Source organism: Microbacterium sp. ZXX196 (genome assembly GCF_009709595.1).
In the GTDB taxonomy this organism is placed as follows: domain Bacteria; phylum Actinomycetota; class Actinomycetes; order Actinomycetales; family Microbacteriaceae; genus Microbacterium; species Microbacterium excoecariae.
Genome location: NZ_WMEE01000006.1, coordinates 20,083 through 45,016, shown reverse-complemented (window position 1 = coordinate 45,016; position 24,934 = coordinate 20,083). Strand labels below are relative to the sequence as shown.

Below are 24,934 nucleotides of genomic sequence, written 5' to 3'. Positions count from 1 at the left end.
CCTACGGCTGCCACTCGAGCGAGGCCGCGCCGTCGTCTCCGATGACGACGACGGCGCGGTCGGAGACCTCGTACGCCGTGCACTCGCCGCCGCCCGCGCAGCGGGCGTCGAGGCGGATGGAGAAGTATCCGAACCCCGCGATCGCCTGGGGATCATCGATATCGACGCGGAGCGGCACGGCGGTGGCGTCGGCGATCGTGTCGCTCGAGCGCGTGACGGGCCCCTCGACGTCGCCCGCGGCGAAGCCGCGCTCGCTTGCGCACGGCGTGCGGATCGCGTCGGACGCGAGACAGTCCTCCACCGCGTCTTCGAAGGCCTGGCGGGCGGTTCGCTCGGCCTCCGCCGACAGCGCCGCCGTCGGCCACTCGTCCTCCGCGAGCGGCAGCACCAGCGCGTCGGGGCGCTCGGTCCCGTCGGGGGTATCGACGCCCACGACCAGGTGCGGCGCCCCCACCGCGACCTCGTAGGCGCCGGGGAAGAGCATCGTCTCGCGCTCGAGGTCCACGTCGCGCCCGAAGATCGTGACGCCAAACTCGTCGAACGCGGCGTCGTAGAGCGACAGCCCCAGCCCGTAGTCGTCGACCCGCCAGGCGCCGTCGTAGCCCTCGGTCATCTCGAGGTCGAGAGCGTGCGGCTCGCCCGCGAGTCGCATCTCAGCGCGCACCCGCCCGGACCACGCGGATCCGTCGAGGCCGGACTCCACGATCGTGACGTCGGTCATCGGGGCGAGGTCCTGCGACGCGTCGAGCATCTCCGCGCTGAGGAACGACGCGTCCTGATAGTCCGACGCGAACTCCTCCGCGCCGTAGACCAGCGCGCGGGCCGCGTCGGCGTCGCGCGCCTCGATGGCCGTCAGGAATTCAGACCCGATGGCGGCCATGCTCTCGGCCGCGGCGCGTCGGTCGTCCTCCGAGACGTCCGCGAGCGGATCCGGGTCCCCGAACACGTCGCTCGAGAGCACGGCGGGAATCGCGACCGCCGCGAGAACGCCCACAACGACGAGCGCCACGACGATTCCCGTGCCGCGACCGCGGGTGCGCGTCCGCCGCCCGGCCTGTCCCGTGCGGGCCCCCGCCCGCGCGGGCGCAGCGGACGGCTCCGCGCCCGCACGCGGTTCCTCCTCCTGGCCCGCCTCCGCCAGCCGCCGCTCGTCGGGGCCCGCGCCGGGCCGCCCGCCAGCGTCGGCACGCGGCTCGGCGCTCGGATCCCGGTCTGCCGGCGGCTGCGCGGCCGGCTCCTCGCCGGCGATCGGCTCGGGAACCAGACGATCGCCGGGCTCATCCGACCCGATCGGCTCGGGCGCGGCGGGCGGATCCGCATCGACCTCCGGCCGCGGCGCCTCGTCGGGCGGCTCGGGCGCCGGATCCGCCGCATCGGGAGCGGGGGAGGGCTGGTCCGCGCCCCGCTGCCACGGCATGCGCGCGTCCCACCTCGGCGTCTCGCCCCGTTGCCACGGAAAGTCCCCCATGTGCGCCCCCTTCGACCCGTCGCGGATTCAGCGTAGTGACCGGCTCCGCCCATAATGGGCGGGTGAGTCTTCCCGCGGCGCCCCGTATCAACCCCAGCATCCTGTCGGCCGACTTCGTCAACATGGAGCGCGACCTCGGCCGCATCGCCGGCGCCGATCTCGTGCACGTCGACGTCATGGATAACCACTTCGTCCCGAACCTCACGTTCGGCCCGCAGATGGTGCGGCGGATCCAGGACACGAGCCCGCTGCCGCTCGACGTGCACCTGATGATCGCGGACCCCGACCGCTGGGCGCCGGAGTATGCCGAGATCGGCGCGGCGAGCGTCACCTTCCACCTCGAGGCGGCCGCCGACCCCGTGGCGCTCGCGCGCCGCCTGCGCGACATCGGCGCGCGCGCGGGCGTCGCGATCAAGCCGGGCACGGCTGTGGATCCGATCCTCGAGCACCTCGACGCGTTCGACCAGGTGCTCGTGATGACCGTCGAACCGGGCTTCGGCGGCCAGAGCTTCATGCCGGAGACGATGCCCAAGCTGCGCGCCCTCGCCGACGAGGCGAGGCGGCGCGACGCGCGCGTGTGGCTGCAGGTCGACGGCGGCATCTCGGTGGACACGATCGGGCAGGCTGCCGAGGCGGGTGCCGACACGTTCGTCGCCGGGTCCGCGGTGTTCGGCGCCGCCGATATCGACGCGCGGATCGCGCAGCTGAGAGACCTCGCGCGGCAGCACCGTCACGGAACGGATAGCCTGGGGGAGTGAAAACGTTCGAGGACCTGTTCGCGGAGCTGAGCGCGAAGGCCCAGGCGCGACCCGAGGGATCCGGCACCGTGGCGGAGCTGGACCGGGGCGTGCACTTCATCGGCAAGAAGATCGTCGAGGAAGCCGCCGAGGTGTGGATGGCGTCGGAGTACGAGTCCGACGCCGAGGCCGCCGAGGAGATGTCGCAGCTCCTCTACCACCTCCAGGTGATGATGATCGCCAAGGGACTCACGCTCGAGGACGTCTACCGACATCTCTGATCGGTTTCCTCGCCTCCCGTACGTCCGATCCGAAAGACCCCTCCCCGTGCTCCGTATCGCCATCCCCAACAAGGGATCCCTGTCCGAGACCGCCGTCCAGATGCTCGCGGAAGCGGGCTACGCCACGCGGCGCGACTCGAAGACCCTGCACCTGCTCGACGAGGCCAACGGCGTCGAGTTCTTCTACCTGCGCCCGCGCGACATCGCGACGTACGTCGCCCGCGGCGCGCTCGACGTCGGCCTGACGGGCCGCGATCTCCTGCTCGACGTCCAGATGCCGGCCGCCCGCGAGATCGAGGCGCTGGGATTCGGCGAGTCGACCTTCCGGTTCGCGGCGCCCGCGGGCAGCTTCTCGGCGCTGGCCGACCTCGAGGGCCGCCGCGTGGCGACCTCCTACGCGGGCCTCGTCGAGTCCTTCCTCGCGAAGCACGGCGTGTCCGTCGACGTCGTGGAGCTCAACGGCGCGGTCGAGTCCGCCGTGCAGCTGGGCGTCGCCGACGCCGTCGCCGACGTCGTCTCGACGGGCACCACGCTGCGCCAGGCGGGCCTCGAGATCTTCGGGCCCGTGATGCTCGAGTCCGAGGCCGTCCTCATCCAGGGCCCGAGCACGGCCGCGGGAATCGACACGCTCCTGCGGCGGCTCCGCGGCGTGCTCGTCGCGCGACGCTACGTCATGCTCGACTACGACCTGCCGGCGGATCTCCTGCCGAGCGCGACCGCGGTCGCCGAGGGCATGCAGTCCCCGACGGTCTCCCCGCTCACGCGCGAGGGCTGGGTCGCGGTGCGCGTCATGGTCCCGCGCCGCGAGGTCAACCGCATCATGGACGACCTTTACGCGCTCGGCGCGCGCGCCCTGCTCGTGACCGCGATCCACAACGCCCGCCTGTGATGGATCCCTCGCCCTCGCACGCCACCGCGGCCGACCTGGGCGTCGCCGCGCGCGTGATCCCGTGCCTCGACGTCGCGGGCGGCGCGGTCGTCAAGGGCGTCAACTTCGAGAACCTCCGCGAGATGGGGGATCCGGTCAAGCTCGCCCGCGAGTACTTCGCGCAGGGAGCCGACGAGCTCACCTTCCTCGACGTCGCCGCGACGGTCGAGGGCCGCGGCACGATGTACGACGTCGTGCGGCGCACGGCCGAACAGGTGTTCATCCCCCTCACGGTCGGCGGCGGCGTGCGATCGGTCGACGACGTCGCGCGCCTGCAGGCCGTCGGCGCCGACAAGGTCGGGATCAACTCGGCCGCGATCGCGCGGCCCGATCTGATCGACGAGATCGCCGATCGCTTCGGCGCCCAGCTCGTGGTGCTCTCGCTCGACATCAAGCGGTCGCCCCGCACCCCGAGCGGGTTCGTCGTCACGACGCACGGCGGGCGCACGGAAACCGACATCGACGCCCTGGCGTGGGCGCGCGAGGCGGTCTCGCGCGGCGCGGGCGAGCTGCTCGTGAACTCGATCGACGCGGACGGCACGCGGGCGGGCTTCGACCTCGAGCTCACGCGCCTCGTGCGTGAGTGCGCCGACGTGCCCGTGATCGCCTCCGGCGGAGCGGGGGAGGTCGCGCACTTCGCCCCGGCGATCCAGGCGGGGGCGGACGCCGTGCTCGCCGCCACCGTGTTCCACTCCGGCCAGATTCGCATCCCGGACGTCAAGAGCGCGCTCCGCGCGGAAGGGATCCCGACACGATGATGACAGACCCCGCCGACCTGTTCACGGCCGAGGCCGTCGCCGAGCGCATCGCGCGCGTCCGCTTCACCGACGACGGGCTCGTCCCGGCGGTCGTGCAGGACCACACGAGCCGCGCGGTCCTCATGCTCGCGTGGATGGACGCGGAAGCGCTGCGCCGCACGCTCACCGAGGGCCGCGTGACCTACTGGTCGCGCAGCCGGGGCGAGTACTGGCGCAAGGGCGACACCTCCGGCCACGTCCAGGTCGTCCGCGGCGCGCGGCTCGATTGCGACGGCGATGTCGTGCTGCTCGACGTCGATCAGACGGGCGCGGCCTGCCACACGGGCACGACGACCTGCTTCGACGGCGAGGAGCGCGACCTCCACCCGGTGACCGCGTGACCGAGAGCTGGTCCGCGCGCCGCGGCCGTTCCACGAGCGTCCTCGCGATCCTCGCGGGCGGCGCCGGAAGCCTCATCGGATCCACGCAGGTCTGGGCCACGGCGTCGCTCGCGGACGCGGACGTCACCGCAACGGGCGCCGACGGCATCGCGCTCCTTCAGCCGTTGTCGCTCGCGGCGCTCGCCCTGTCCCTCGCCCTCGCTCTGTCGGGCCCCGCGCTGCGCTACGTGCTCGCGGCGCTCGGCGTCGCTATCGGGGCCGCGCTCGTCGCGGTCACGGCGCCCGTCGCCTGGTCGGCTCCCACGAGCGTCGTACAGACCGCCGTGACGGATCACACGGGCATCAGCGGCGAGACCGCCGTCGCCGACCTCGTGTCCGGCATCGCGGTCACGCCCTGGGCGTGGCTCGGCGCCCTCTTCGGCGCCCTCGTCGCGCTCGGCGGTCTGCTCGCCCTCGTCACGGCCCGCTCGTGGCGCCGCGGCGGCCGCCGGTTCGACACGGGCACCGGCGCCCGGCCCGCCACGGGCCCCCTGGACGCCGTCGACACGTGGGACGACCTGTCCCGTGGCGACGACCCCACCCGCCCGGCCTGAGCCGGCGGATCCCCTAGACTCGTCATCGTTCCGCACCATTCGAGGAGTACCCCCATGAGCAACCCCATCGGCGACCCCGGACACGGACACTCGCCCGCCGCCTGGACGAACGTCATCATCATGCTGGTCGGCCTGGCCGTGGCGACCGTTGCACTGTTCCTGGGGCAGATCTGGCTCGTGTGGGCGGGCGCGGTCATCGTCGTGATCGGCCCGATCGTAGGCCTCATCATGTCGAAGGCCGGCTTCGGCGTGAACGGACCCAAGTACCAGCCCAAGGGTCACTGATGTCGCTCCTTGCCGACCTCACGGCGGGGGCGGTCGAGGACGCGGAGGCACGCCGCGCCGAGCAGCCGCTCGCCGCCGTTGAGGCGCGCGCCGCGGCCGCACCGGCGCCGCGCGACGCGCGCGCCTTCCTCACGCCCTCCGAGCGCATCAAGGTCATCGCGGAGGTCAAGCGCGCGAGCCCCTCGCGCGGCGACCTCGCGGCGATCCCGGACCCGGCGCGCCAGGCGGGCCTCTACGAGACCGGCGGCGCGTCCGCGATCAGCGTGCTCACGGAGGGCCGGCGCTTCAAGGGGTCCCTCGCGGACCTCACCGCCGTGCGCGAGCGCGTGGCGTTGCCGGTCCTGCGCAAGGACTTCATCGCCACGCCGTACCAGGTCGCCGAGGCGCGCGCCGCCGGCGCCGACATGGCGCTCCTCATCGTCGCGGCCCTGGATCCGGCCGCCCTCGCCGAGCTGTACGCTCTCGTCGTCGAGTGGGGGATGACGCCGCTCGTGGAGGCGCACACCGCCGACGAGGTGCGCGCGGCCGTTGACCTCGGCGCGCCACTCATCGGCGTCAACGCCCGCGACCTCAGCGACTTCACGCTCGACCGCGACCTGTTCGCCCGGCTGTCGGAGGGGATTCCGTCCGGCACGATCCGCGTCGCGGAGTCGGCGGTCGCCACGCCCGACGACGTCGTGCGCTACCGGCGCGACGGGGCGGACGCCGTCCTCATCGGCGAGGCGCTCGTCACGGGCGACCCCGTTCGCACCCTCGGCGCCTTCCTCTCCGCCACAGAAGGGATCTGATGTCTCTGCGCGACCAACCCGGCCCGTTCTTCGGCGACTTCGGCGGGCGCTACATGCCCGAGTCGCTCATCGCCGCGATCGACGAGCTCGCCGAGGCCCACCGCTCCGCCATGGCGGATCCGTCGTTCCGGCAGGAGCTCGCGGGGCTGCTCGCCGACTACGCTGGCCGCCCGTCGCCGCTCACGGAGGTGCCCCGGTTCGCGGAGCACGCCGGCGGCGCGCGCGTGTTCCTCAAGCGCGAGGACCTCAATCACACGGGGAGCCACAAGATCAACAACGTGCTCGGCCAGGCGCTCTTGACGCGCCGCCTGGGCAAGATCCGCGTGATCGCCGAGACGGGCGCGGGGCAGCACGGCGTCGCAACGGCGACGGCGGCCGCGCTGTTCGGCCTCGAGTGCACCATCTACATGGGAGAGGTCGACACCGAGCGCCAAGCCCTCAACGTCGCCCGGATGCGCCTGCTGGGCGCCGAGGTGATCGCGGTCACGACCGGTTCGCGCACCCTCAAGGACGCGATCAACGAGGCCTATCGCGACTGGGTCGCCAGCGTCGAGACGACCAACTACATCTTCGGCACGGCCGCGGGACCGCACCCGTTCCCGGCCATGGTCCGCGATTTCCAGAAGATCATCTCCGAGGAGGCGCGCAGCCAGCTCCTGGAGCGCACGGGCGCCCTGCCGGACGCCGTCGTCGCGTGCGTCGGCGGTGGCTCGAACGCGATCGGCATGTTTGACGCGTTCATCGACGATCCCTCGGTCGCGCTGTACGGCGTCGAGGCGGCGGGCGACGGCGTCGACACCGCCCGCCACGCAGCGTCTATCGAGCGCGGCCGCGAGGGCGTGCTGCACGGCGCGCGCACGTTCGTCCTCATGGACGACGACGGCCAGACCATCGAGTCGCACTCGATCTCCGCGGGTCTCGACTACCCAGGCGTCGGGCCGGAGCACGCGTGGCTCGCGGCCACCGGCCGCGCGACGTACATTCCCGCCACCGACGACGAGGCGATGCAGGCGCTGCGCCTGCTGACCCGCACCGAGGGCATCATCCCGGCGATCGAGTCGGCGCACGCGCTCGCCGGCGCGATCCGGTTGGGGCGCGAGCTCGGCTCGGACGCGACGATCGCGATCTGCCTGTCGGGCCGCGGCGACAAGGACATGGACACGGCCGCGCGCTACTTCGGCCTCTACGACGGGGGAGAGGGCGCATGACCTCCACGGTGGAACGGGCGATCGACCGCGCCCGTGACGAGGGGCGCGGCGCCTTCGTCGGGTACCTCCCGGTCGGCTATCCGGACCTCGCGACCTCCATCGACGCCGCCGTGGCGCTCGCGGAGGCGGGCGCGGACGTCCTCGAGCTCGGGCCGCCCTACAGCGACCCGGTCATGGACGGACCCATCATCCAGGAGGCCACGAAGGCCGCCCTCGAGGCGGGCTTTCGCACCCCCGACCTGTTCACCGCCGTGCGGGAGATCTCGGGCCGCACCGCGGTGCCGATCCTCGTCATGACCTACTGGAACCTCGTCGTCCAGTACGGCGTGGACCGCTACGCGGCCGACCTCGCGGCGGCCGGCGGCGCGGGCCTCATCACCCCCGACATCACGCCCGACGCGGCAGCCGAGTGGGTCGACGCGGCCGATCGCCATGGCCTCGACCGTGTGTTCCTCGCGGCGCCCACGTCGACGAACGAGCGACTCGAGATGATCGCCGGCGCGTCCCGAGGCTTCGTGTACACGGTCTCGACCATGGGAATCACGGGCGAGCGCGCCGAGCTCGACCAGGCCGCGCGCGAGCTGGTCGGGCGCCTGCGCGCCCACGGTGCGGAGCGCGCCTGCGTCGGCATCGGCATCTCCACCGCCGACCAGATCGCCGACGTGTGCGCGTATGCGGACGGCGCGATCGTGGGAACCGCGCTCGTGCGGGCTCTCCGCGACGGCGGCGTCGACGGCCTCGCCGAGGTCGCCCGCGAGCTCGCCTCCGGCACGCGCCGCCGGGACACGGACGCGGCCTGAGCCGCACCCCGATCCGACTCACCCAAGGACGTAGACTCTCCTCATCATGCTGCCTTCCGCGTCGCTCGTTGCCGCGAGCATCCCCAGCCCTCCCATCTCCTCCTTCACCTTCGGGGGAGAGTGGACGATCGGATCCTTCACGCTCGGACCGTTCACGATCCACTTCTACGCGCTGTGCATCCTCGCGGGGATCATCGTGGCGACGATCATGACGAACGCCCGGCTCACCCGCCGCGGCGCCGAGCCGTGGGTCGTCATCGACGTGGGCCTGCCCGCCGTGATCCTCGCCCTCGTGGGCGCACGCGCCTTCCACGTCCTCACCCACTGGGACTTCTACTTCTCCGCCGGCCGCGCCTGGTGGAACCCGTTCGTCGAGAACGCGGTCTGGAACATCTGGGACGGCGGCATCGCGATCTTCGGCGCGCTGCTGGGCGGCGCGCTCGGAGCGTGGATCGGCTGCCGCTGGACGGGCATCCGGTTCTCGGCGTTCGCCGACGCGCTCGCGCCCGGCCTGCTGCTCGCGCAGGCGCTCGGCCGCTTCGGCAACTGGTTCAACCAGGAGCTCTTCGGCCTGCCGACGGACCTGCCGTGGGGCCTCGAGATCGACGCCGACAACGCCGCCGTCCCCGCCGGCCTGCCCGCCGACACCCTCTTCCACCCGACCTTCCTCTACGAGGTCCTCTGGAACGGCGCCGGCGTCATCGTGCTGCTCGCGCTCTCGCGCCGCGTGGGCATGCAGTGGGGCCGCCTGTTCGCCGTGTACCTCATCTGGTACGGCGCGGGTCGCGTCGTGTGGGAGTCGATCCGGATCGACCCGAGCGAGATCTTCTTCGGGCTCCGCACGAACGTGTGGGCCGCGCTCTTCGCCGTCGCGCTCGGCGTCGTCGTGCTCGCCGTCCAGTCGCGCCACACGGGCCTCGAGCCCTCGGTGTACGTCCCCGGGCGACAGCGGTCCGACCAGAATGCGCTAGCATCGCATGACAGCCCCGACGACTTCGTCGACATCAGCGAACCGCCGTCGTCGGAGATCAGCCCCTCGGCCGCCGCCACAAGCACAGCAGCCGCGAAGTAAGCCGCCCTCGCGCGGCGGAGCACCGCTCGCTTCGCACCCACCCCCACCGGCTTGCCGTCGGGCCGACGTCGTCCCCACAGAGCACGAGATACGAGGACGGAATCGCTTATGGCATTCAGCCTGCGTCCTGGCGCGCCCGGCGCGCTCCCCGCCCGACAGGGCATGTACAACCCCGCATTCGAGAAGGATGCGTGCGGCCTCGCGATGGTCGCGACGCTGCGCGGTGAGCCGGGCCACGACATCGTCGACCTGGCGCTCGAGGCTCTCACGAACCTCGAGCACCGCGGCGCGATCGGATCCGACGCCGGCACCGGCGACGGCGCGGGCATCCTCACGCAGATGCCCGACGCCTTCCTGCGCGCCGTGGCGGGCTTCGAGCTGCCCCCGGTGAGCGAGTACGCCGCCGGCATGGCGTTCCTCCCGACGGACGCCGAGGAGCGGGCCGAGCACAAGCGCGGCATCGAGCACATCGCCGCGACCGAGAACCTGCACGTGCTCGGCTGGCGCGAGGTGCCCGTCGCGCCCGACAACCTCGGCCGCCTCGCGCGCGACGCGCAGCCGGCCATCGAGCAACTGTTCCTCGCGAGCGCCCAGGCGGGCCACCAGGAGCCCCTGTCCGGGATCGCGCTCGACCGCCGCGCGTACCGGCTGCGCAAGCGCGCCCAGCACGAGCTCGGCGCCTACTTCGTCTCGCTCTCCAGCCGCACCCTCGGCTACAAGGGCATGGTCACGACCCTGCAGCTCGAGCCGTTCTACCTGGACCTGCAGGACGAGCGCTTCGTCACCGAGCTGGCCGTCGTCCACTCGCGCTACTCGACCAACACCTTCCCGTCGTGGCCGCTCGCGCAGCCGTTGCGCATGCTCGCCCACAACGGCGAGATCAACACGGTGGGCGGAAACCGAAACTGGATGCGCGCGCGCCAGTCGCAGCTGTCGAGCGAGCTGCTCGGCGACATGAAGCCGCTCCTGCCGATCTGCTCCGACACCGAGAGCGACTCCGCGTCGTTCGACGAGACGCTCGAGCTCCTGACGCTGTCGGGCCGCTCGCTGCCGCACGCCATGCTGATGATGGTGCCGGAGGCGCACGAGAAGAAGGCGGGGCTGGACCCCGACCTCAAGGCGTTCTACGAGTACCACGCGGGCCTCATGGAGCCGTGGGACGGCCCCGCCGCCCTCCTCGCGACCGACGGCACCCTCGTCTGCGCGACGCTCGACCGCAATGGTCTGCGCCCCGGGCGCTGGACCGTCACGAACGACGGGCTCGTCGTCATCGGCTCGGAGACCGGCGTCCTCGACTTCGCCCCCGATCGGATCGCGCGCCGCGGTCGCCTGCAGCCCGGCACGATGTTCGTCGTCGACACCGAGAACGGCCGCATCCTCGCCGACGCCGAGGTGAAGGGCCGCCTCGCGAAGAAGGAGCCGTGGCGCGAGTGGCTCGACAAGGGCACGGTCCGGCTCGCCGACCTGCCCGAGCGGGAGCACCTCGTCCACCCCATCGCCTCGATCCGACGCCGCCAGCGCACGTTCGGGTACACCGAGGAGGAGCTGAAGATCCTGCTCGGCCCGATGGGTCGCACGGGAGCCGAGCCGATCGGCGCGATGGGATCCGACACCCCGATCGCCGTGCTGAGCAAGCGCCCGCGCCTGCTGTTCGACTACTTCGTGCAGCAGTTCGCGCAGGTGACGAACCCGCCGCTCGACTCGATCCGCGAGGAGGTCGTGACCAGCCTCACGCTGAACCTCGGCCCCGAGGCGAACCTGCTCACGAGCGGGGCCGCGCACGCGCGCGGCGTCGGGCTCGACTTCCCCGTGATCGACAACGACGAGCTCGCGAAGATCCAGCACATCGACAGCGCCCTTCCGGGCCGCACCTCCGTCACCGTGCCCTCGCTGTACCGCGTGTCCGCGGGCGCGAAGGGCATGGAGAAGCGCATCGATCGGATGTGCGCGGAGGTCGACCGCGCGATCGAGGACGGCGCCGAGTTCATCGTCCTGAGCGACCGCGACTCGAACCAGGACCTCGCGCCGATCCCCTCGCTGCTCGCCGTGTCGGCGGTGCACCACCACCTCATCCGCAACGAGACGCGCATGAAGGTCGGCCTCGTCGTCGAGGCGGGCGACGTGCGCGAGGTGCACCACGTGGCCGTGCTCCTCGGCTACGGCGCGAGCGCCGTGAACCCCTACCTGGCGATGGAGTCGGCCGAGCACCTCGTGCGCAGCGGATCCGTCACGGGCGTGAGCCCCGAAAAGGCCGTCAAGAACCTGATCTACGCGCTCGGCAAGGGCGTGCTGAAGATCATGTCGAAGATCGGCATCTCGACCGTGTCCTCGTACGCGGGCGCGCAGGTGTTCGAGGCCGTCGGGCTCTCCTCGGCGTTCGTCGAGAAGTACTTCACGGGCACCGAGACGAAGATCCAGGGCGTCGGCCTGGACGCCATCGCGCGCGAGACCGCCGCGCGCCACGCGTTCGCGTACCCCGAGGACCGCGCGCCCCGCGCGCACGAGCGGCTCTGGACGGGCGGCGAATACCAGTGGCGGCGCGACGGGGCTGAGCACCTGTTCAACCCCGAGACCATCTTCCGGCTGCAGCACTCCACGCGTACCGGTCGGTACGACATCTTCCGCGAGTACACGAAGATGGTCGACGACCAGGCCGCGGAGCTGAAGACCCTGCGCGGGCTGTTCCAGCTCACCCCCGGCGACCGTCGCCCCGTGCCGCTCGACGAGGTCGAGCCCGCCTCGGCGATCGTGAAGCGCTTCTCGACGGGAGCGATGAGCTACGGATCCATCTCCCGCGAGGCGCACGAGACGCTCGCGATCGCGATGAACCAGCTCGGCGGCAAGTCGAACACGGGCGAGGGCGGCGAGGACATCGATCGACTCCTCGACCCGTCGCGCCGCAGCGCCATCAAGCAGGTGGCGTCCGGCCGATTCGGCGTCACGAGCATGTACCTGACGCACGCCGACGACATCCAGATCAAGCTGGCGCAGGGCGCCAAGCCGGGCGAGGGCGGGCAGCTGCCTCCCGGCAAGGTGTACCCGTGGGTCGCGCGGACGCGTCACTCGACGCCGGGCGTGGGGCTCATCTCTCCGCCCCCGCACCACGACATCTACTCGATCGAGGATCTCAAGCAGCTCATCTTCGACCTGAAGCGGGCAAACCCGTCGGCGCGCGTGCACACGAAGCTCGTCAGCCAGTCGGGGATCGGCGCGGTCGCCGCGGGCGTTGCCAAGGCGCTCAGCGACGTGATCCTCGTGTCCGGACACGATGGCGGCACCGGCGCGAGCCCGCTGAACTCGCTCAAGCACGCGGGCACGCCGTGGGAGCTCGGCCTCGCCGAGACGCAGCAGACCCTGATGCTCAACGGCATGCGGGACCGCGTCGTCGTCCAGGTCGACGGACAGATGAAGACCGGTCGCGACGTCGTGATCGCGGCGCTGCTCGGCGCGGAGGAGTTTGGTTTCGCGACCGCGCCGCTCGTCGTCGAGGGCTGCATCATGATGCGCGTGTGCAATCTCGACACGTGCCCCGTCGGCGTCGCCACGCAGAACCCCGTCCTGCGCTCGCGCTTCACGGGCCAGGCCGAGCACGTCGTGAACTTCATGATGTTCATCGCCGAGGAGGTGCGCGAGTACCTCGCCGAGCTGGGCTTCCGCTCGCTCGAGGAGGCCATCGGGCGCGTTGAGGCACTGGACGTCAACCGCGCGATCGCGCACTGGAAGGCCGACGGCCTCGACCTCGCGCCCATCCTGGACGGTCCCGCCTTCGACGCCGCCGAGCCCCGCCAGCACGCGCGGTCGCAGAACCACGAGCTCGAGGAGCACTTCGACGTCCAGCTCATCGAGCGGGCGCAGGACGTCATCGCCTCGGGCGGCGACCTCACGATCGACCTCCCCGTCCGGAACACGGCGCGCGCCGTCGGAACGATGCTCGGCCACGAGGTCACGAAGGCGCACGGCGAGCACGGGCTCACGAACGGATCCATCACCGTGAACCTCACGGGATCCGCGGGGCAGTCCTTCGGCGCGTTCCTCCCGGGCGGCGTCAGCCTGCGCCTCGAGGGCGACTCGAACGACTACGTCGGTAAGGGCCTCTCCGGCGGCCACATCGTCGTGCGGCCGCCGCGCGACGCGACCTTCGATGCGTCCGAGAACGTCATCGCGGGCAACGTCATCGGCTACGGCGCGACGCAGGGCTCGCTGTTCCTCCGCGGCGTCGTGGGCGAGCGCTTCCTCGTCCGCAACTCCGGCGCCTCGGCGGTCGTCGAGGGCGTGGGCGACCACGCGCTTGAGTACATGACCGGCGGGCTCGCCGTGATCCTCGGCGAGACGGGACGGAACCTCGGCGCCGGCATGTCCGGCGGCACGGCCTACGTGTACCGCCTCGACCGCGACAAGGTCAACACGCAGGCGCTCGACTCGGGCGAGCTCACGCTCGGCGAGCTCGGCTCCGGCGACGTCGAGATCCTGCGGGATCTCCTGGAGCGCCACGTGGCGGAGACCGGATCCGACCTCGCGGAGCGCTTGCTCGGCGATCTCGAGAACGAGGCGGCGAACTTCGTGCGGGTGCTCCCGCGCGACTACGCCGCCGTCCTGAAAACGCGCCAGGACGCCGCCGATGAGGGGCTCGACCCCGACGGCGACGTCGTCTGGAACCGAATCCTGGAGGTGACCGGTGGCTGATCCCAAGGGCTTTATGAAGGTGACCGAGCGGGAGACCCCCGCTCGCCGTCCGGTGCCCGTGCGCATTATGGACTGGAAAGAGGTCTACGAGCCGGGCGACAAGGCCGTCCTGACGCGTCAGGCCGGCCGCTGCATGGACTGCGGCGTGCCGTTCTGTCACCAGGGGTGCCCCCTCGGCAACCTCATCCCCGAGTGGAACGACCTCACCTGGAAGGGGGAGGGGCGCGCGGCGATCGACCGCCTGCACGCCACGAACAACTTCCCCGAGTTCACCGGCCGGCTGTGCCCGGCGCCGTGCGAGTCCGCGTGCGTGCTGGGCATCAACCAGCCCGCGGTCACGATCAAGCAGATCGAGGTCTCGATCATCGACGAGGCGTTCGGCAACGGCTGGGTCGAGCCCAAGCCCCCGACACGCCTGACGGGCAAGACCGTCGCCGTCGTCGGCTCGGGCCCCGCGGGCCTCGCCGCCGCGCAGCAGCTCACGCGCGCGGGGCACACCGTCGCCGTCTACGAGCGGGACGACCGCATCGGCGGCCTGCTGCGGTACGGGATCCCGGACTTCAAGATGGAGAAGCGCCACCTCGACATGCGCCTGCGCCAGATGCGGGACGAGGGCACCCGCTTCCGCGCCGGCGTCGCGATCGGCGTCGACATCACGTGGGACGACCTGCGCGCGCGCTACGACGCCGTCGTGGTCGCCACGGGCGCCACCGTGCCGCGCGACCTGCCGATCCCCGGCCGCGATCTCGCCGGCGTCCACTTCGCCATGGAGTACCTCGTCGAGGCCAACAAGGTCGGCGCGGGCGACACCGTCCCGAACCAGATCACGGCCGAGGGCAAGCACGTCGTCGTCATCGGCGGCGGCGACACGGGCGCCGACTGCATCGGCACGGCGCACCGTCAGGGCGCGCTCAGCGTGACGAACCTCGCGATCGGCCGCAAGCCGGGCGACACGCGCCCCGACCACCAGCCGTGGCCCACGGACCCGACGGTGTTCGAGATCTCGTCGGCGCACGAGGAGGGCGGCGAGCGTCAGTTCCTCGCCTCCACCGTGGAGTTCCTCGGGAACGAGGCGGGCGAGGTGCGCGCGCTGCGCGTGGCCGAGACCGAGTTCGTGGACGGCCGCCGCGTGCCGAAGAGCGGCACCGAGCGGGAGATCCCGGCGGACCTCGTGCTCATCGCCATGGGGTTCACCGGCCCCGAGCGCGACCACCTGGAGCACCAGCTGGCGACGCAGTTCACCGACCGCGGCGCGATCGTGCGCGACGATTCCTACGAGTCGGCCGACCGCGGCGTCTTCGTCGCAGGCGACGCCGGCCGCGGCCAGTCGCTCATCGTGTGGGCGATCGCGGAGGGGCGCGCGGCCGCCGCGCGCGTCGACGAGCAGCTCATGGGCGAGACGTTCCTGCCCGCGCCCGTGAAGCCCACGGACATCGGCATGCACGTCTGACGGCGACCGCCGCGCGGCGCGTTCGCGTCGCGAGGGAACCCCGAATGCGCGTAGGGTGAGAAGCGCGTTCGGGTTTCCCGACATTTCAGGCGCGTGCGGCGCCGACAGGCCCAGGACGCGATTCGACAGCCACCGGGCCCCATCGGGGGTCCAGCAGTGCGGAAGGCGATGCAGTGAGACGAGCCAAGATCGTCGCGACCCTCGGGCCGGCGACCTCGACAAAGGAAACGGTCCGGGAGCTGATTGACGCGGGGCTTGATGTCGCGCGCCTGAACCTCAGCCACGGCGACTACTCCGTGCACGACAACAACTTCGAGAACGTGCGGGGAGCCGCGGCCGACGCCGGCCTGCCCGTCGCGATCCTCGTCGACCTGCAGGGCCCCAAGATCCGCCTCGGCACCTTCGCCGACGGCCCTCACACCCTCGCGGTGGGCGACATCTTCCGCATCACGATGGAGGACGTCGAGGGAACGAAGGACCTCGTCGGGACGACGTATAAGGGCCTGGCGGGCGACGTCGCGCCCGGCGACTACCTCCTCATCGACGACGGCAAGGTCCGCGTCCAGGTCGTCGAGACCGACGGCGTCACGGTGACGACCAAGGTCGTCGTCGGCGGCCCCGTGAGCAACAACAAGGGCATCAACCTGCCCGGCGTCGCGGTCAACGTCCCCGCCCTGAGCGAGAAGGACGAGGCCGACCTGCGGTGGGCCCTGCGCAAGGGCGCCGACATCATCGCCCTGTCGTTCGTGCGCAGCGCGAAGGACGTCGAGCGCGCCCACGTGATCATGGCGGAGGAGGGGCGCCGCGTCCCGATCATCGCCAAGATCGAGAAGCCGCAGGCCGTCGACGTGCTCGAGGAGATCGTCGAGGCCTTCGACGGCATCATGGTCGCCCGCGGCGACCTCGGGGTCGAGCTCCCGCTCGAGGCCGTGCCGATCGTCCAGAAGCGCGCCGTCGCGATGGCCCGCCGCCTCGCCAAGCCCGTCATCGTCGCGACGCAGATGCTCGAGTCGATGATCCAGAACCCTGTCCCGACGCGCGCCGAGACGAGCGACGTCGCCAACGCCGTCCTCGACGGCGCGGACGCGGTCATGCTCTCGGGCGAGACGAGCGTCGGCGACTACCCGGTCGTCACGGTGCAGACCATGGCCCGCATCGTCGAGTCCACGGAGGACCACGGCCTCGAGCGCATCGAGCCGCTCACCACGCGCCCGCGCACCCAGGGTGGCGCCATCACGCTCGCCGCCGTCGATGTCGCGGACTTCGTCGACGCGAAGCTGCTGTGCATCTTCACGCAGACCGGCGACTCGGCCCGCCGGATGTCGCGCCTGCGCTCGTCCCGCCGCATGGTCGCGTTCACCCTTGCCGAGGAGACGCGTCGCCGCATGCAGCTGACGTGGGGCATCCGCTCGGCCCTCGTGGACCCGGTCGAGCACACCGACCAGATGTTCATGCAGGTCGACGAGTACGTGCTGGAGAACGGTCTCGCGCGCGTCGGCGACAAGGTCATCGTCATCTCCGGTTCCCCTCCCGGGATCGCCGGCTCGACCAACGACCTGCGCGTCCACCGTGTGGGCGACGCGGTCCACGGCGCGGCCCCGGCCTACCAGGGCTAGAATCGCGCCCGGCGGCGACCCCCGGGTCGCCGCCCCCGGCCGGTGTGGCGGAATGGCAGACGCGGCGCACTCAAAATGCGCTGTCCGCAAGGACGTGAGGGTTCGAGTCCCTCCACCGGCACGATGTTCGCCCTCGTCGGATCCGCGACGAGTCAATCGGCGAACCACCAGACCCGCGTCATAGGATGGAACACGTGAGCGAAGAGCAGAACGAGAACGCAGGAGGCGCGCCCCGGCGCGTGGTCGTCGCGGAGGACGAGTCGCTGATCCGGATGGACATCGTCGAGATCCTTCGCGACAACGGCTACGACGTCGTCGGCGAGGCCGGCGACGGCGAGACCGCGGTCCAGCTCGCGACGGAGCTGCGCCCCGACCTCGTGGTCATGGACGTGAAGATGCCGCAGCTCGACGGCATCTCGGCCGCCGAGCGGCTGAGCCGCGACCACATCGCGCCCGTCGTGCTGCTGACGGCGTTCAGCCAGAAGGAGCTCGTGGAGCGCGCGACGGAGGCCGGCGCGCTCGCGTACGTCGTCAAGCCCTTCACGCCGAACGACCTGCTGCCCGCGATCGAGATCGCGCTGGCCCGGCACGAGCAGATCATCACGCTCGAGGCCGAGGTCGCCGACATGGTCGAGCGCTTCGAGACGCGCAAGCTCGTGGACCGCGCCAAGGGCCTCCTGAACGAGAAGATGGGGCTCAGCGAGCCCGAGGCGTTCCGCTGGATCCAGAAGGCGTCGATGGACCGCCGCCTCACGATGCAGGACGTCGCGAAGGCGATCATCGAGCAGCTCTCGCCCAAGAAGGACTGATCGCGCCCCGCGCGAAGAAGGGGTCCGGCCGGATGGCCGGGCCCCTTCCGCGTTAGCGGGCGTCCTTGATGAGGTTGGTGATGCGGACGGTCGAGCACCGGCTCCCGCGCTCGTCGCGCACGACGATCTCGTGCACGCACACCGAGCCACCCAGGTGGATCGCGGTGCAGGTGCCGGTCACGAGCCCCGACGTCGCCGAGGCGGTGTGCGTGGCGTTGATGTCGAGACCGACGGCGAGGCGCCCCGGCCCGGCGTGGAGGTTTGCGGCCATGGACCCGAGCGACTCGCCGAGCACGACGTAGGCGCCCCCGTGGAGCAGGCCGACCGGCTGTGTGTTCCCCTCGACCGGCATGGTCGCCACGGCGCGCTCCGCAGAGAACTCCGTGAAGCGGATCCCCATGCGCTCGGCGAGCGCGCCGATCCCGCGCTGCTCGAGCCAGTCGAGACCGTCGGCGGCGGGGTCGGGTGCGGCGCTCATGCGGATTCCTTTCGGCGGAGGGTGGATGTCGGCGGACCCGCATACCCTGGAGGGGTGACGGACCCCACGAAGCCTACTCTGCTCATCGTCGACGGCCACTCGCTGGCCTTCCGCGCGTTCTTCGCGCTGCCGGTCGACACCTTCCAGAACAAGGAGGGGCAGCACACGAACGGCATCCACGGCTTCCTGTCGATGTTCATCAACCTCCTCAAGAACGAGCAGCCGACGCACGTCGCCGTCGCGTTCGACGTCTCCGACCACACCTTCCGCAAGGCGGAGTACCCGGAGTACAAGGAGGGCCGGCAGGAGACGCCGTCCGAGTTCCGCGGGCAGATTCCGCTCCTCAAGAGCTGCCTCGAGGCGATGAACGTCACGGTGCTGGAGAAGGACGGCTACGAGGCCGACGACATCCTCGCGACGCTCGCCCGACGCGGCGCCGAGGCCGGCTACGACGTGCTCGTGTGCTCGGGGGACCGCGACGCGATCCAGCTCGTAAACGAGCGCGTGACCCTGCTCTACCCGTCCGTGCAGGGCGTGTCGAAGCTCAAGCGCTACGACCCGCCGGCCGTGGAGGAGCGGTACGGCGTGCCGCCCGAACAGTACCCCGACATCGCGGCGCTCGTGGGGGAGAAGGCCGACAATCTCCCGGGCGTGCCCAAGGTGGGCGAGAAGACCGCGGTCAAGTGGCTCACCCAGTTCGGGTCGCTCGACGCGATCCTCGAGGGCGCCGAGGGCATCAAGGGCGTCGTGGGCCAGAACCTGCGCGACCACCTCGACGACGTGCGGCGCAACCGCCGTCTCAACCGCCTGCTCGACGACATCGACGTGCCGGTCGAGCTGGAGGCTCTCGAGGTGGGCGCGGCCGACGAGCAGGCCGTGCGCGACATCTTCTCGACGCTCGAGTTCCGCTCGCTCCTCACGCGCGTCCTCGACGCGATGGGCGGATCCGGGTCCGAGCCCGCGCCCGAGCAGCCGGCGGCGCCCGCCGTCGAGGAGCTCGACGCCGCGGGCCTCGCGGCCTGGTTCACGGATCCCGCGCAGGCGGTCGGCGTGACGGTCACGCTGCGCGAGGGCCGGCCCGAGCGCCTGGGCCTCGCGACCGCGGACGCCGCCGTCGAGGCGGCGTGGTCCGACGAGGCGGCGGACGCCGTGCGGGCGTGGTTCGCCTCCGACGCCCCGAAGGTCATGTGCGACGCGAAGGTGCAGGTAAAAGCGCTGCGCCGCGCGGGCGTCGAGGTCCGAGGGCTCCGCACCGACGCCCTGATCGCGGGGTGGATCGCGAGGCCGGCCTTCCCCGACAAGACCCTCGCCCACCTCGTGGACCGCTACCTGGGCGAGCGCCTGCCCGAGGCGGATCCGGACCAGCTCGTCCCGGAGACCGACGGGGCGACGCCGGGCCAGCTCAGCTGGTACACGCTGCGCGCCGCGGAGGCCGTCGTCGCCGCCTTGCCCGAACGCGCCCGCGCCGTGCTCGACGACATCGAGATGCCGACGCTGATCGCCCTCGCCGACATGGAGCTCGCGGGCGTCGCCGTCTCCCACGACGCCCTCAGCGCGTTCTCCGCGCAGCTCGGCGAGCGCGCCGCCGAGATCGCCGCCGAGGCCTACGCCGAGATCGGGCACGAGGTGAACCTCGGCTCGCCCAAGCAGCTGCAGCAGGTGCTCTTCGAGGAGCTCGCGCTGCCGACGACGCGCAAGACGAAGACGGGCTACACGACCGACGCGAGCGCCCTGGCTGAGCTGCAGGTCAAGACGGGCCACCCGTTCCTCGGCCAGCTGCTCGCGCACCGCGAGGCGACGAAGCTCAAGCAGATCATCGACGGCCTGGACCAGGCCATCGCGGACGACGGCCGCGTGCACACGACCTACGTGCAGACGGGCAGCCAGACGGGCCGTCTCTCGAGCACGGATCCGAACCTGCAGAACATCCCCGTGCGCTCGGAGGAGTCCCGTCGCATCCGGCAGGCCTTCGTCGTCGGCGAGGGCTACGAGTCGCTCCTGACCGCCGACTACTCGCAGATCGAGATGCGCATCATGGCGCACCTGTCCGAGGATCCGGGCCTCGTCGAGGCGTTCGTCGCCGGGGAGGATCTCCACCGGTACGTCGGCGCCCAGGTGTTCGGCGTCGACCCGTCGGAGGTCACGAGCGCCATGCGCAGCAAGGTCAAGGCGATGTCCTACGGCCTCGTCTACGGCCTGTCGGCGTTCGGCCTCGCCAAACAGCTCGGTATCGAGCAGAAGGAGGCCAAGCAGCTCATGCTCGGCTACTTCGAGCGCTTCGGAGCCGTGCGCGACTACCTGCGCGCCTCGGTCGAGAAGGCCCGCGAGGACGGCTACACGGAGACGATCTTCGGCCGCCGGCGCCCGTTCCCCGACCTGTCCAGCCCTAACCGGGTGCTCCGCGAGAACGCCGAGCGCGCCGCCCTGAACGCGCCCATCCAGGGCAGCGCCGCCGACATCATGAAGATCGCGCTGTTCCGGATCCACGAGCGACTCCGCGGCATGAGCTCGCGCCTGCTCCTGCAGATCCACGACGAGGTTGTCGTGGAGGTGGCGCCGGGCGAGCGCGATGCGGTCGAGCAGCTCGTGCGCGAGGAGATGGCCGGCGCCGCGGACCTCACGGTCCCGCTCTCCGTGCAGGTGGGCTTCGGCGGCGACTGGAACGAGGCCGCGCACTGACCGCGCGGGCCTGCCGATAGCCTGGGGGGACCCATGGATGACAATCGACGACCCCAGACACTGATCGATACCCTGGCCGAGGAGTGGGTCGACACCCTCGTCGGCCTGCGTCCCACGCTCGGGACGTACATCGGCCGCACGGAGGCGAACGACCGCTTCGGCGACTACGGTCCCGGCGGCCACGAGGCGCTCGCCTCGGCCACCCGCGACACCCTGACGCGCCTCGAGGCGCTCGAACCGGCCGACGCGACCGACCGCGTCACGCAGGCCGACCTGTCCCGCGAGCTGTGCCTCGACCTCGAGCTGCACGAGTCCCGCTGGCACCTGCGCGACCTCAACGTGCTCGAGAGCCCCTCGCAGGACATCCGCCAGGCGTTCGACCTCATGCCCACCGATACCGCGGACGACTGGGAGCACTTCGCCACCCGCCTCGCCGCGGTCCCCGACGCGATCGACGGCTACATCGCCACGCTCCGCGAGGGGATCCACGAGGGCGTCGTACCGGCGGTGCGCCAGGTGCGCGAGGTCGCCGAACAGGCCCGGAGCTACGCCTTCCCCGACGGGTTCTTCGACCAGCTGGTGGCGGGCGCGAGCGCGCAGGGGGATCCGCTTCCCCGTGCCCTCGATGCCGCGCTGTCCGATGGCGCCGACGCCGCGCGCTCGGCATACGGCCGGCTCGCGCGCTTCCTCGACGGCGTCCTGGCGCCGCGCGCCGCGGAGGAGGACGCCGTGGGGCGCGAGCTGTACGGGATCCACTCCCGCCGCTTCCTCGGCGCCGACGTCGACCTCGACGAGACGTACGCGTGGGGGCTCGAGGAGCTCGCGCGCGTGCGCGCCGAGCAGGAGGCGCTCGCGCGCGAAATCCTGCCTGGCGCGAGCGTCGAGGACGCCGTCGCGCACCTTGAGCGCGACATGACCCGCAAGCTCATCGGGCAGGACGCCCTGCGCGAATGGATGCAGGAGACCGCGGACCGCGCGGTGGCCGAGCTCGGCGAGACGCACTTCGACATCCCCGAACCCGTGCGCCGCGTGGAGTGCATGATCGCGCCGACGACGTCGGGGGAGATCTACTACACGGCCCCGAGCGACGACTTCTCCCGGCCCGGCCGGATGTGGTGGTCCGTCCCGGACGGCGTGCGCGCGTTCGACACCTGGCGCGAACTGACCACGGTGTACCACGAGGGTGTGCCGGGCCATCACCTGCAGATCGGCCAGGCCGTCTACAACCGGGCCGAGCTGAACAGCTGGCGGCGCCTGCTCGCCGGGACCTCCGGCCACGCGGAGGGCTGGGCCCTCTACGCCGAGCGCCTCATGGAGGAGCTCGGCTACCTCGACGACCCCGCCGCCCGCCTCGGCATGCTCGACGGGCAGCGGATGCGCGCGGCCCGCGTCGTGCTCGACATCGGCGTGCACCTCGGCAAGCGGCGCCCCGATAGCTACCAGAAGTGGGACGCGGACTACGCTCTCGAGTTTCTCCGCCGCAACGTGAACATGGCCGACCAGTTCGTCACGTTCGAGCTGAACCGGTACCTCGGCTGGCCGGGGCAGGCGCCGTCGTACAAGGTGGGTCAGCGGATCTGGACGGACATCCGCGACGCGGTCCGGGAGCGCGAGGGCGAGGGCTTCTCGATGAAGGCGTTCCACAAGCGGGCGCTCGACCTCGGCGGCGTCGGCCTCGACACGCTGCGCGCGGAGCTCGTCGGCTGACCTCGGCTGGCGCGAAGGGTCACCCCGACACTAACCTGTCGGGGTGACCTCCGTTTCGCAGCGCCTCGACGGCGCCCGCTTCTCTCGCTCGCACGGTCGGATCCTCACGGGATCCGGGCTCGGCTGGGCCCTCGACGCCATGGACGTCGGGCTCATCTCGTTCATCATCGCGGCGCTCGCCGTCGAGTGGGACCTGGCGCCCGGCACTGCCGGATGGATCACGTCGGTGGGGTTCATCGGGATGGCGATCGGCGCGAGCCTCGGCGGCCTTCTTGCGGACCGCTTCGGGCGCCGGCAGGTCTTCGCCGTGACGCTGCTCGTCTACGGTCTCGCGACGGGCGCGAGCGCGCTCGTCGGCGGCGTTGGCGCGCTCATCGCGCTGCGCTTTCTCGTCGGCCTGGGGCTCGGTTCCGAGCTCCCCGTCGCGTCCACGTACGTGAGCGAGTTCGCCCCGGCGCGGATCCGCGGCCGCCTCGTGGTCATTCTCGAGGCGTTCTGGGCCGTCGGCTGGACGGCCTCGGCGCTGATCGGCTACTTCGTCGTGCCGCTCGAGAACGGGTGGCGCTGGGCCTTCGCGCTCGGGGCGATCCCGGCGGCGTACGCCCTCGTGGTCCGGTGGGGCCTGCCGGAGTCTCCCCGGTGGCTCGCGGCGCGCGGCCGGACGGCCGAGGCCGAGGCCATCACGCACCGCTTCCTCGGCGACTCGGCCGACGCCGTGGATGGCGCGGCGCCGGCGGCGCCCGGCCGGCCCGCCCGCGCGGGCGTGGGCGCGCTGTTCCGGGGCGCGCTCGCCCGGAAGACCGCCGCGCTCTGGGTGGTCTGGTTCTGCGTGAACTTCGCCTACTACGGCGCCTTCATCTGGATCCCCTCGATCCTCGTGGCGCAGGGCTTCGACCTCGTCCGCTCGTTCGGTTACACGCTCATCATCACCCTCGCGCAGCTGCCGGGATACGCGGTGGCCGCCTGGCTCATCGAGGTGTGGGGGCGACGGGCGACGCTGTCGGTCTTCCTCGTCGGATCCGCCCTTTCGGCAATGGCCTTCGGCGCCGCGGGGGAGGTGTGGCAGATCCTCACCTTCGGGTGCCTGCTGTCCTTCTTCAACCTCGGGGCGTGGGGCGCGCTGTACGCCGTCAGTCCGGAGGTCTATCCGACCGCGGTACGCGCCACCGGCGCGGGCTGGGCGGCGGGCGTGGGGCGCATCGCCTCGATCGCCGCGCCACTGTTCACCCCCTGGGCCCTCGCCGTCTCCGGCGCCGGGCTCGTGTTCACGGTGTTCGCGATCGCGTTCGCGATCGCCGCCGCCGCCGCGTGGGCCGTCGGGGACATGCGCGGCGTACCGCTCGACGAGGCGGTGCCGCGCTCCTAGGGCGACACACGCTAGCCGCGCCCGCGCCACGCGGGGTTCCTAGGATGGATCCGTGACGAGTGTGCGATATGTGGCGATCGGCGATTCCTTCACGGAGGGCGTGGGCGACGAGCGCCCGGACGGGACGCCCCGGGGATGGGCCGACCTCGCGGCCGAGGGGTGGGCGAGCTCGCGGGGCGAGGCGATCGATTACGCCAACCTCGCGATCCGCGGCAAGCTCGCGTGGCCGGTCGTCGACGAGCAGCTCGAACCGGCGCTCGCGCTGCGCCCAACGCATCTGTCGTTCAACGGCGGCGGCAACGACATGCTCCGCCCCGGCCGCTCGATCGATCGCGTCGTCGACGCGTTCGTCCACGTGGCGGCGCGGTGCGCCGCCGAAGGCGTCGTGCCCATCCTGCTCGCCGGGGCGGATCCGTCGGGCGGCCTACCGCTGTCGCGCGTGATCCGGCGCCGCGGCGACGAGCTGACGCGCGCCGTCACCGCCCGCCTGCGCGGGCGCACCGGCATCGTCTGGGCGATCAACTGGACGGACGCCTCCCTCCGCGAGCCCGCGTTCTGGTCGCCCGACCGGCTCCACATGAACGTCCGCGGGCACCACCGCGTCGCGGCGCGCGTTCTCGAGGCCGTGGGGGAGCAGGCGCCGCCCAACTGGTGGTCCCTGCCGGAGGGCGCGGGCGCGCACCTGGACAACCGCGACTACTACCGCGCACACGTCGTGCCGTGGATCCGCCGGCGGCTGACGGGAACGTCCTCGGGGGACGGCCGCAGCGCGAAGATCCCCGACTGGCTCCGCGTGCCGCCGCACCTCCCGGAGACCGCGTGACCCGAGCCCGAAGTTTATGCGTCAG

The 24,934-nt window shown here is 71.8% G+C and carries 21 protein-coding genes and 1 tRNA gene; 20 read left to right on the top strand and 2 right to left on the bottom strand.

Going from position 1 to position 24,934, the window contains the following annotated elements:
- Window position 1: 1 nt before the first annotated feature.
- Window positions 2-1,468 carry a hypothetical protein gene (locus GJQ66_RS07265; RefSeq protein WP_155048684.1) on the bottom strand — a complete coding sequence of 489 codons (1,467 nt, stop codon included), beginning with the start codon at window positions 1,466-1,468 and terminating at the stop codon, window positions 2-4.
- Window positions 1,469-1,530: 62 nt separating this feature from the next.
- Here GJQ66_RS07265 and rpe point away from each other — a divergent pair, with 62 nt between their 5' ends.
- The 16 genes from rpe (at window position 1,531) to GJQ66_RS07185 (ending at window position 17,856) form a co-directional block, all read left to right on the top strand.
- Complete coding sequence (rpe, locus tag GJQ66_RS07260) at window positions 1,531-2,226, top strand: ribulose-phosphate 3-epimerase (RefSeq protein WP_368732772.1); 696 nt, start codon at window positions 1,531-1,533, stop codon at window positions 2,224-2,226.
- On the top strand, window positions 2,223-2,486 hold the full coding sequence (locus GJQ66_RS07255; protein WP_166318183.1) for a phosphoribosyl-ATP diphosphatase: 264 nt from the start codon (window positions 2,223-2,225) through the stop codon (window positions 2,484-2,486). The genes rpe and GJQ66_RS07255 overlap by 4 nt, the downstream gene beginning before the upstream one ends.
- A 46-nt stretch (window positions 2,487-2,532) precedes the next feature.
- Window positions 2,533-3,375 (top strand): ATP phosphoribosyltransferase, encoded by an 843-nt coding sequence (hisG, locus tag GJQ66_RS07250; protein ID WP_368732771.1) that lies wholly within the window; start codon window positions 2,533-2,535, stop codon window positions 3,373-3,375.
- A 35-nt stretch (window positions 3,376-3,410) separates the two neighbouring features.
- Window positions 3,411-4,172, top strand: coding sequence for an imidazole glycerol phosphate synthase subunit HisF (gene hisF / locus GJQ66_RS07245; RefSeq protein ID WP_155048758.1), 762 nt, complete (start codon window positions 3,411-3,413; stop codon window positions 4,170-4,172).
- The gene (gene hisI, locus GJQ66_RS07240) at window positions 4,172-4,552 is read left to right on the top strand and encodes a phosphoribosyl-AMP cyclohydrolase (protein ID WP_155048757.1); all 381 of its coding nucleotides are present in this window, start codon (window positions 4,172-4,174) and stop codon (window positions 4,550-4,552) included. The genes hisF and hisI overlap by 1 nt, the downstream gene beginning before the upstream one ends.
- Window positions 4,549-5,145 (top strand): Trp biosynthesis-associated membrane protein, encoded by a 597-nt coding sequence (locus tag GJQ66_RS07235; RefSeq protein ID WP_368732770.1) that lies wholly within the window; start codon window positions 4,549-4,551, stop codon window positions 5,143-5,145. Before hisI ends, GJQ66_RS07235 begins: the two co-directional genes overlap by 4 nt.
- A gap of 54 nt (window positions 5,146-5,199) precedes the next feature.
- Window positions 5,200-5,430, top strand: coding sequence for an HGxxPAAW family protein (locus GJQ66_RS07230; protein WP_155048683.1), 231 nt, complete (start codon window positions 5,200-5,202; stop codon window positions 5,428-5,430).
- Entirely contained in the window at window positions 5,430-6,218 is a 789-nt protein-coding gene (gene trpC, locus GJQ66_RS07225) for an indole-3-glycerol phosphate synthase TrpC (protein WP_155048682.1), read from the top strand. Before GJQ66_RS07230 ends, trpC begins: the two co-directional genes overlap by 1 nt.
- Window positions 6,218-7,426, top strand: coding sequence for a tryptophan synthase subunit beta (trpB, locus tag GJQ66_RS07220; RefSeq protein WP_155048681.1), 1,209 nt, complete (start codon window positions 6,218-6,220; stop codon window positions 7,424-7,426). The genes trpC and trpB overlap by 1 nt, the downstream gene beginning before the upstream one ends.
- Window positions 7,423-8,226: a tryptophan synthase subunit alpha gene (gene trpA, locus GJQ66_RS07215; RefSeq protein ID WP_155048680.1), complete on the top strand. Its 804-nt coding sequence runs from the start codon at window positions 7,423-7,425 to the stop codon at window positions 8,224-8,226. Before trpB ends, trpA begins: the two co-directional genes overlap by 4 nt.
- A gap of 46 nt (window positions 8,227-8,272) precedes the next feature.
- Window positions 8,273-9,298, top strand: coding sequence for a prolipoprotein diacylglyceryl transferase (gene lgt, locus GJQ66_RS07210; protein WP_155048679.1), 1,026 nt, complete (start codon window positions 8,273-8,275; stop codon window positions 9,296-9,298).
- Window positions 9,299-9,406: 108 nt separating this feature from the next.
- Complete coding sequence (gene gltB / locus GJQ66_RS07205) at window positions 9,407-13,981, top strand: glutamate synthase large subunit (protein WP_155048678.1); 4,575 nt, start codon at window positions 9,407-9,409, stop codon at window positions 13,979-13,981.
- Window positions 13,974-15,431, top strand: a complete 1,458-nt coding sequence (locus GJQ66_RS07200) for a glutamate synthase subunit beta (protein WP_368732769.1) — start codon at window positions 13,974-13,976, stop codon at window positions 15,429-15,431. The genes gltB and GJQ66_RS07200 overlap by 8 nt, the downstream gene beginning before the upstream one ends.
- 173 nt (window positions 15,432-15,604) lie before the next feature.
- The gene (pyk, locus tag GJQ66_RS07195; protein ID WP_166318154.1) at window positions 15,605-17,047 is read left to right on the top strand and encodes a pyruvate kinase; all 1,443 of its coding nucleotides are present in this window, start codon (window positions 15,605-15,607) and stop codon (window positions 17,045-17,047) included.
- A gap of 38 nt (window positions 17,048-17,085) precedes the next feature.
- Window positions 17,086-17,168: transfer RNA gene (locus tag GJQ66_RS07190), tRNA-Leu, on the top strand.
- Window positions 17,169-17,241: 73 nt separating this feature from the next.
- Window positions 17,242-17,856, top strand: coding sequence for a response regulator (locus tag GJQ66_RS07185; RefSeq protein WP_166318151.1), 615 nt, complete (start codon window positions 17,242-17,244; stop codon window positions 17,854-17,856).
- Between the two features lie 52 nt (window positions 17,857-17,908).
- On the opposite strand, the gene GJQ66_RS07180 is transcribed toward GJQ66_RS07185, so the two are convergent.
- Window positions 17,909-18,334 (bottom strand): PaaI family thioesterase, encoded by a 426-nt coding sequence (locus GJQ66_RS07180; RefSeq protein WP_155048676.1) that lies wholly within the window; start codon window positions 18,332-18,334, stop codon window positions 17,909-17,911.
- A gap of 54 nt (window positions 18,335-18,388) precedes the next feature.
- Between GJQ66_RS07180 and polA the strand changes: the two genes are divergently transcribed.
- The 4 genes from polA to GJQ66_RS07160 are packed head-to-tail and all read left to right on the top strand — an operon-like array spanning window position 18,389 to window position 24,909.
- A complete protein-coding gene (polA, locus tag GJQ66_RS07175; protein ID WP_368732768.1) occupies window positions 18,389-21,013 on the top strand; it encodes a DNA polymerase I in 2,625 nt (874 codons plus the stop codon).
- 33 nt (window positions 21,014-21,046) lie between these two features.
- Window positions 21,047-22,720, top strand: a complete 1,674-nt coding sequence (locus GJQ66_RS07170) for a DUF885 domain-containing protein (RefSeq protein ID WP_155048675.1) — start codon at window positions 21,047-21,049, stop codon at window positions 22,718-22,720.
- 43 nt (window positions 22,721-22,763) lie between these two features.
- Window positions 22,764-24,086, top strand: a complete 1,323-nt coding sequence (locus GJQ66_RS07165; RefSeq protein ID WP_368732767.1) for an MFS transporter — start codon at window positions 22,764-22,766, stop codon at window positions 24,084-24,086.
- 52 nt (window positions 24,087-24,138) lie between these two features.
- On the top strand, window positions 24,139-24,909 hold the full coding sequence (locus GJQ66_RS07160; RefSeq protein ID WP_368732766.1) for an SGNH/GDSL hydrolase family protein: 771 nt from the start codon (window positions 24,139-24,141) through the stop codon (window positions 24,907-24,909).
- Window positions 24,910-24,934: the final 25 nt, after the last annotated feature.

Excerpts from the sequence above, each read along its gene's own strand:
- trpA (WP_155048680.1), top strand. The coding sequence starts at position 7,423 with ATGACCTCCACGGTGGAACGGGCGATCGACCGCGCCCGTGACGAGGGG.
- GJQ66_RS07170 (WP_155048675.1), top strand. The coding sequence starts at position 21,047 with ATGGATGACAATCGACGACCCCAGACACTGATCGATACCCTGGCCGAG.
- lgt (WP_155048679.1), top strand. The coding sequence starts at position 8,273 with ATGCTGCCTTCCGCGTCGCTCGTTGCCGCGAGCATCCCCAGCCCTCCC.
- GJQ66_RS07230 (WP_155048683.1), top strand. The coding sequence starts at position 5,200 with ATGAGCAACCCCATCGGCGACCCCGGACACGGACACTCGCCCGCCGCC.
- trpC (WP_155048682.1), top strand. The coding sequence starts at position 5,430 with ATGTCGCTCCTTGCCGACCTCACGGCGGGGGCGGTCGAGGACGCGGAG.
- trpB (WP_155048681.1), top strand. The coding sequence starts at position 6,218 with ATGTCTCTGCGCGACCAACCCGGCCCGTTCTTCGGCGACTTCGGCGGG.
- gltB (WP_155048678.1), top strand. The coding sequence starts at position 9,407 with ATGGCATTCAGCCTGCGTCCTGGCGCGCCCGGCGCGCTCCCCGCCCGA.
- GJQ66_RS07265 (WP_155048684.1), bottom strand. The coding sequence starts at position 1,468 with ATGGGGGACTTTCCGTGGCAACGGGGCGAGACGCCGAGGTGGGACGCG.
- hisI (WP_155048757.1), top strand. The coding sequence starts at position 4,172 with ATGACAGACCCCGCCGACCTGTTCACGGCCGAGGCCGTCGCCGAGCGC.
- GJQ66_RS07180 (WP_155048676.1), bottom strand. The coding sequence starts at position 18,334 with ATGAGCGCCGCACCCGACCCCGCCGCCGACGGTCTCGACTGGCTCGAG.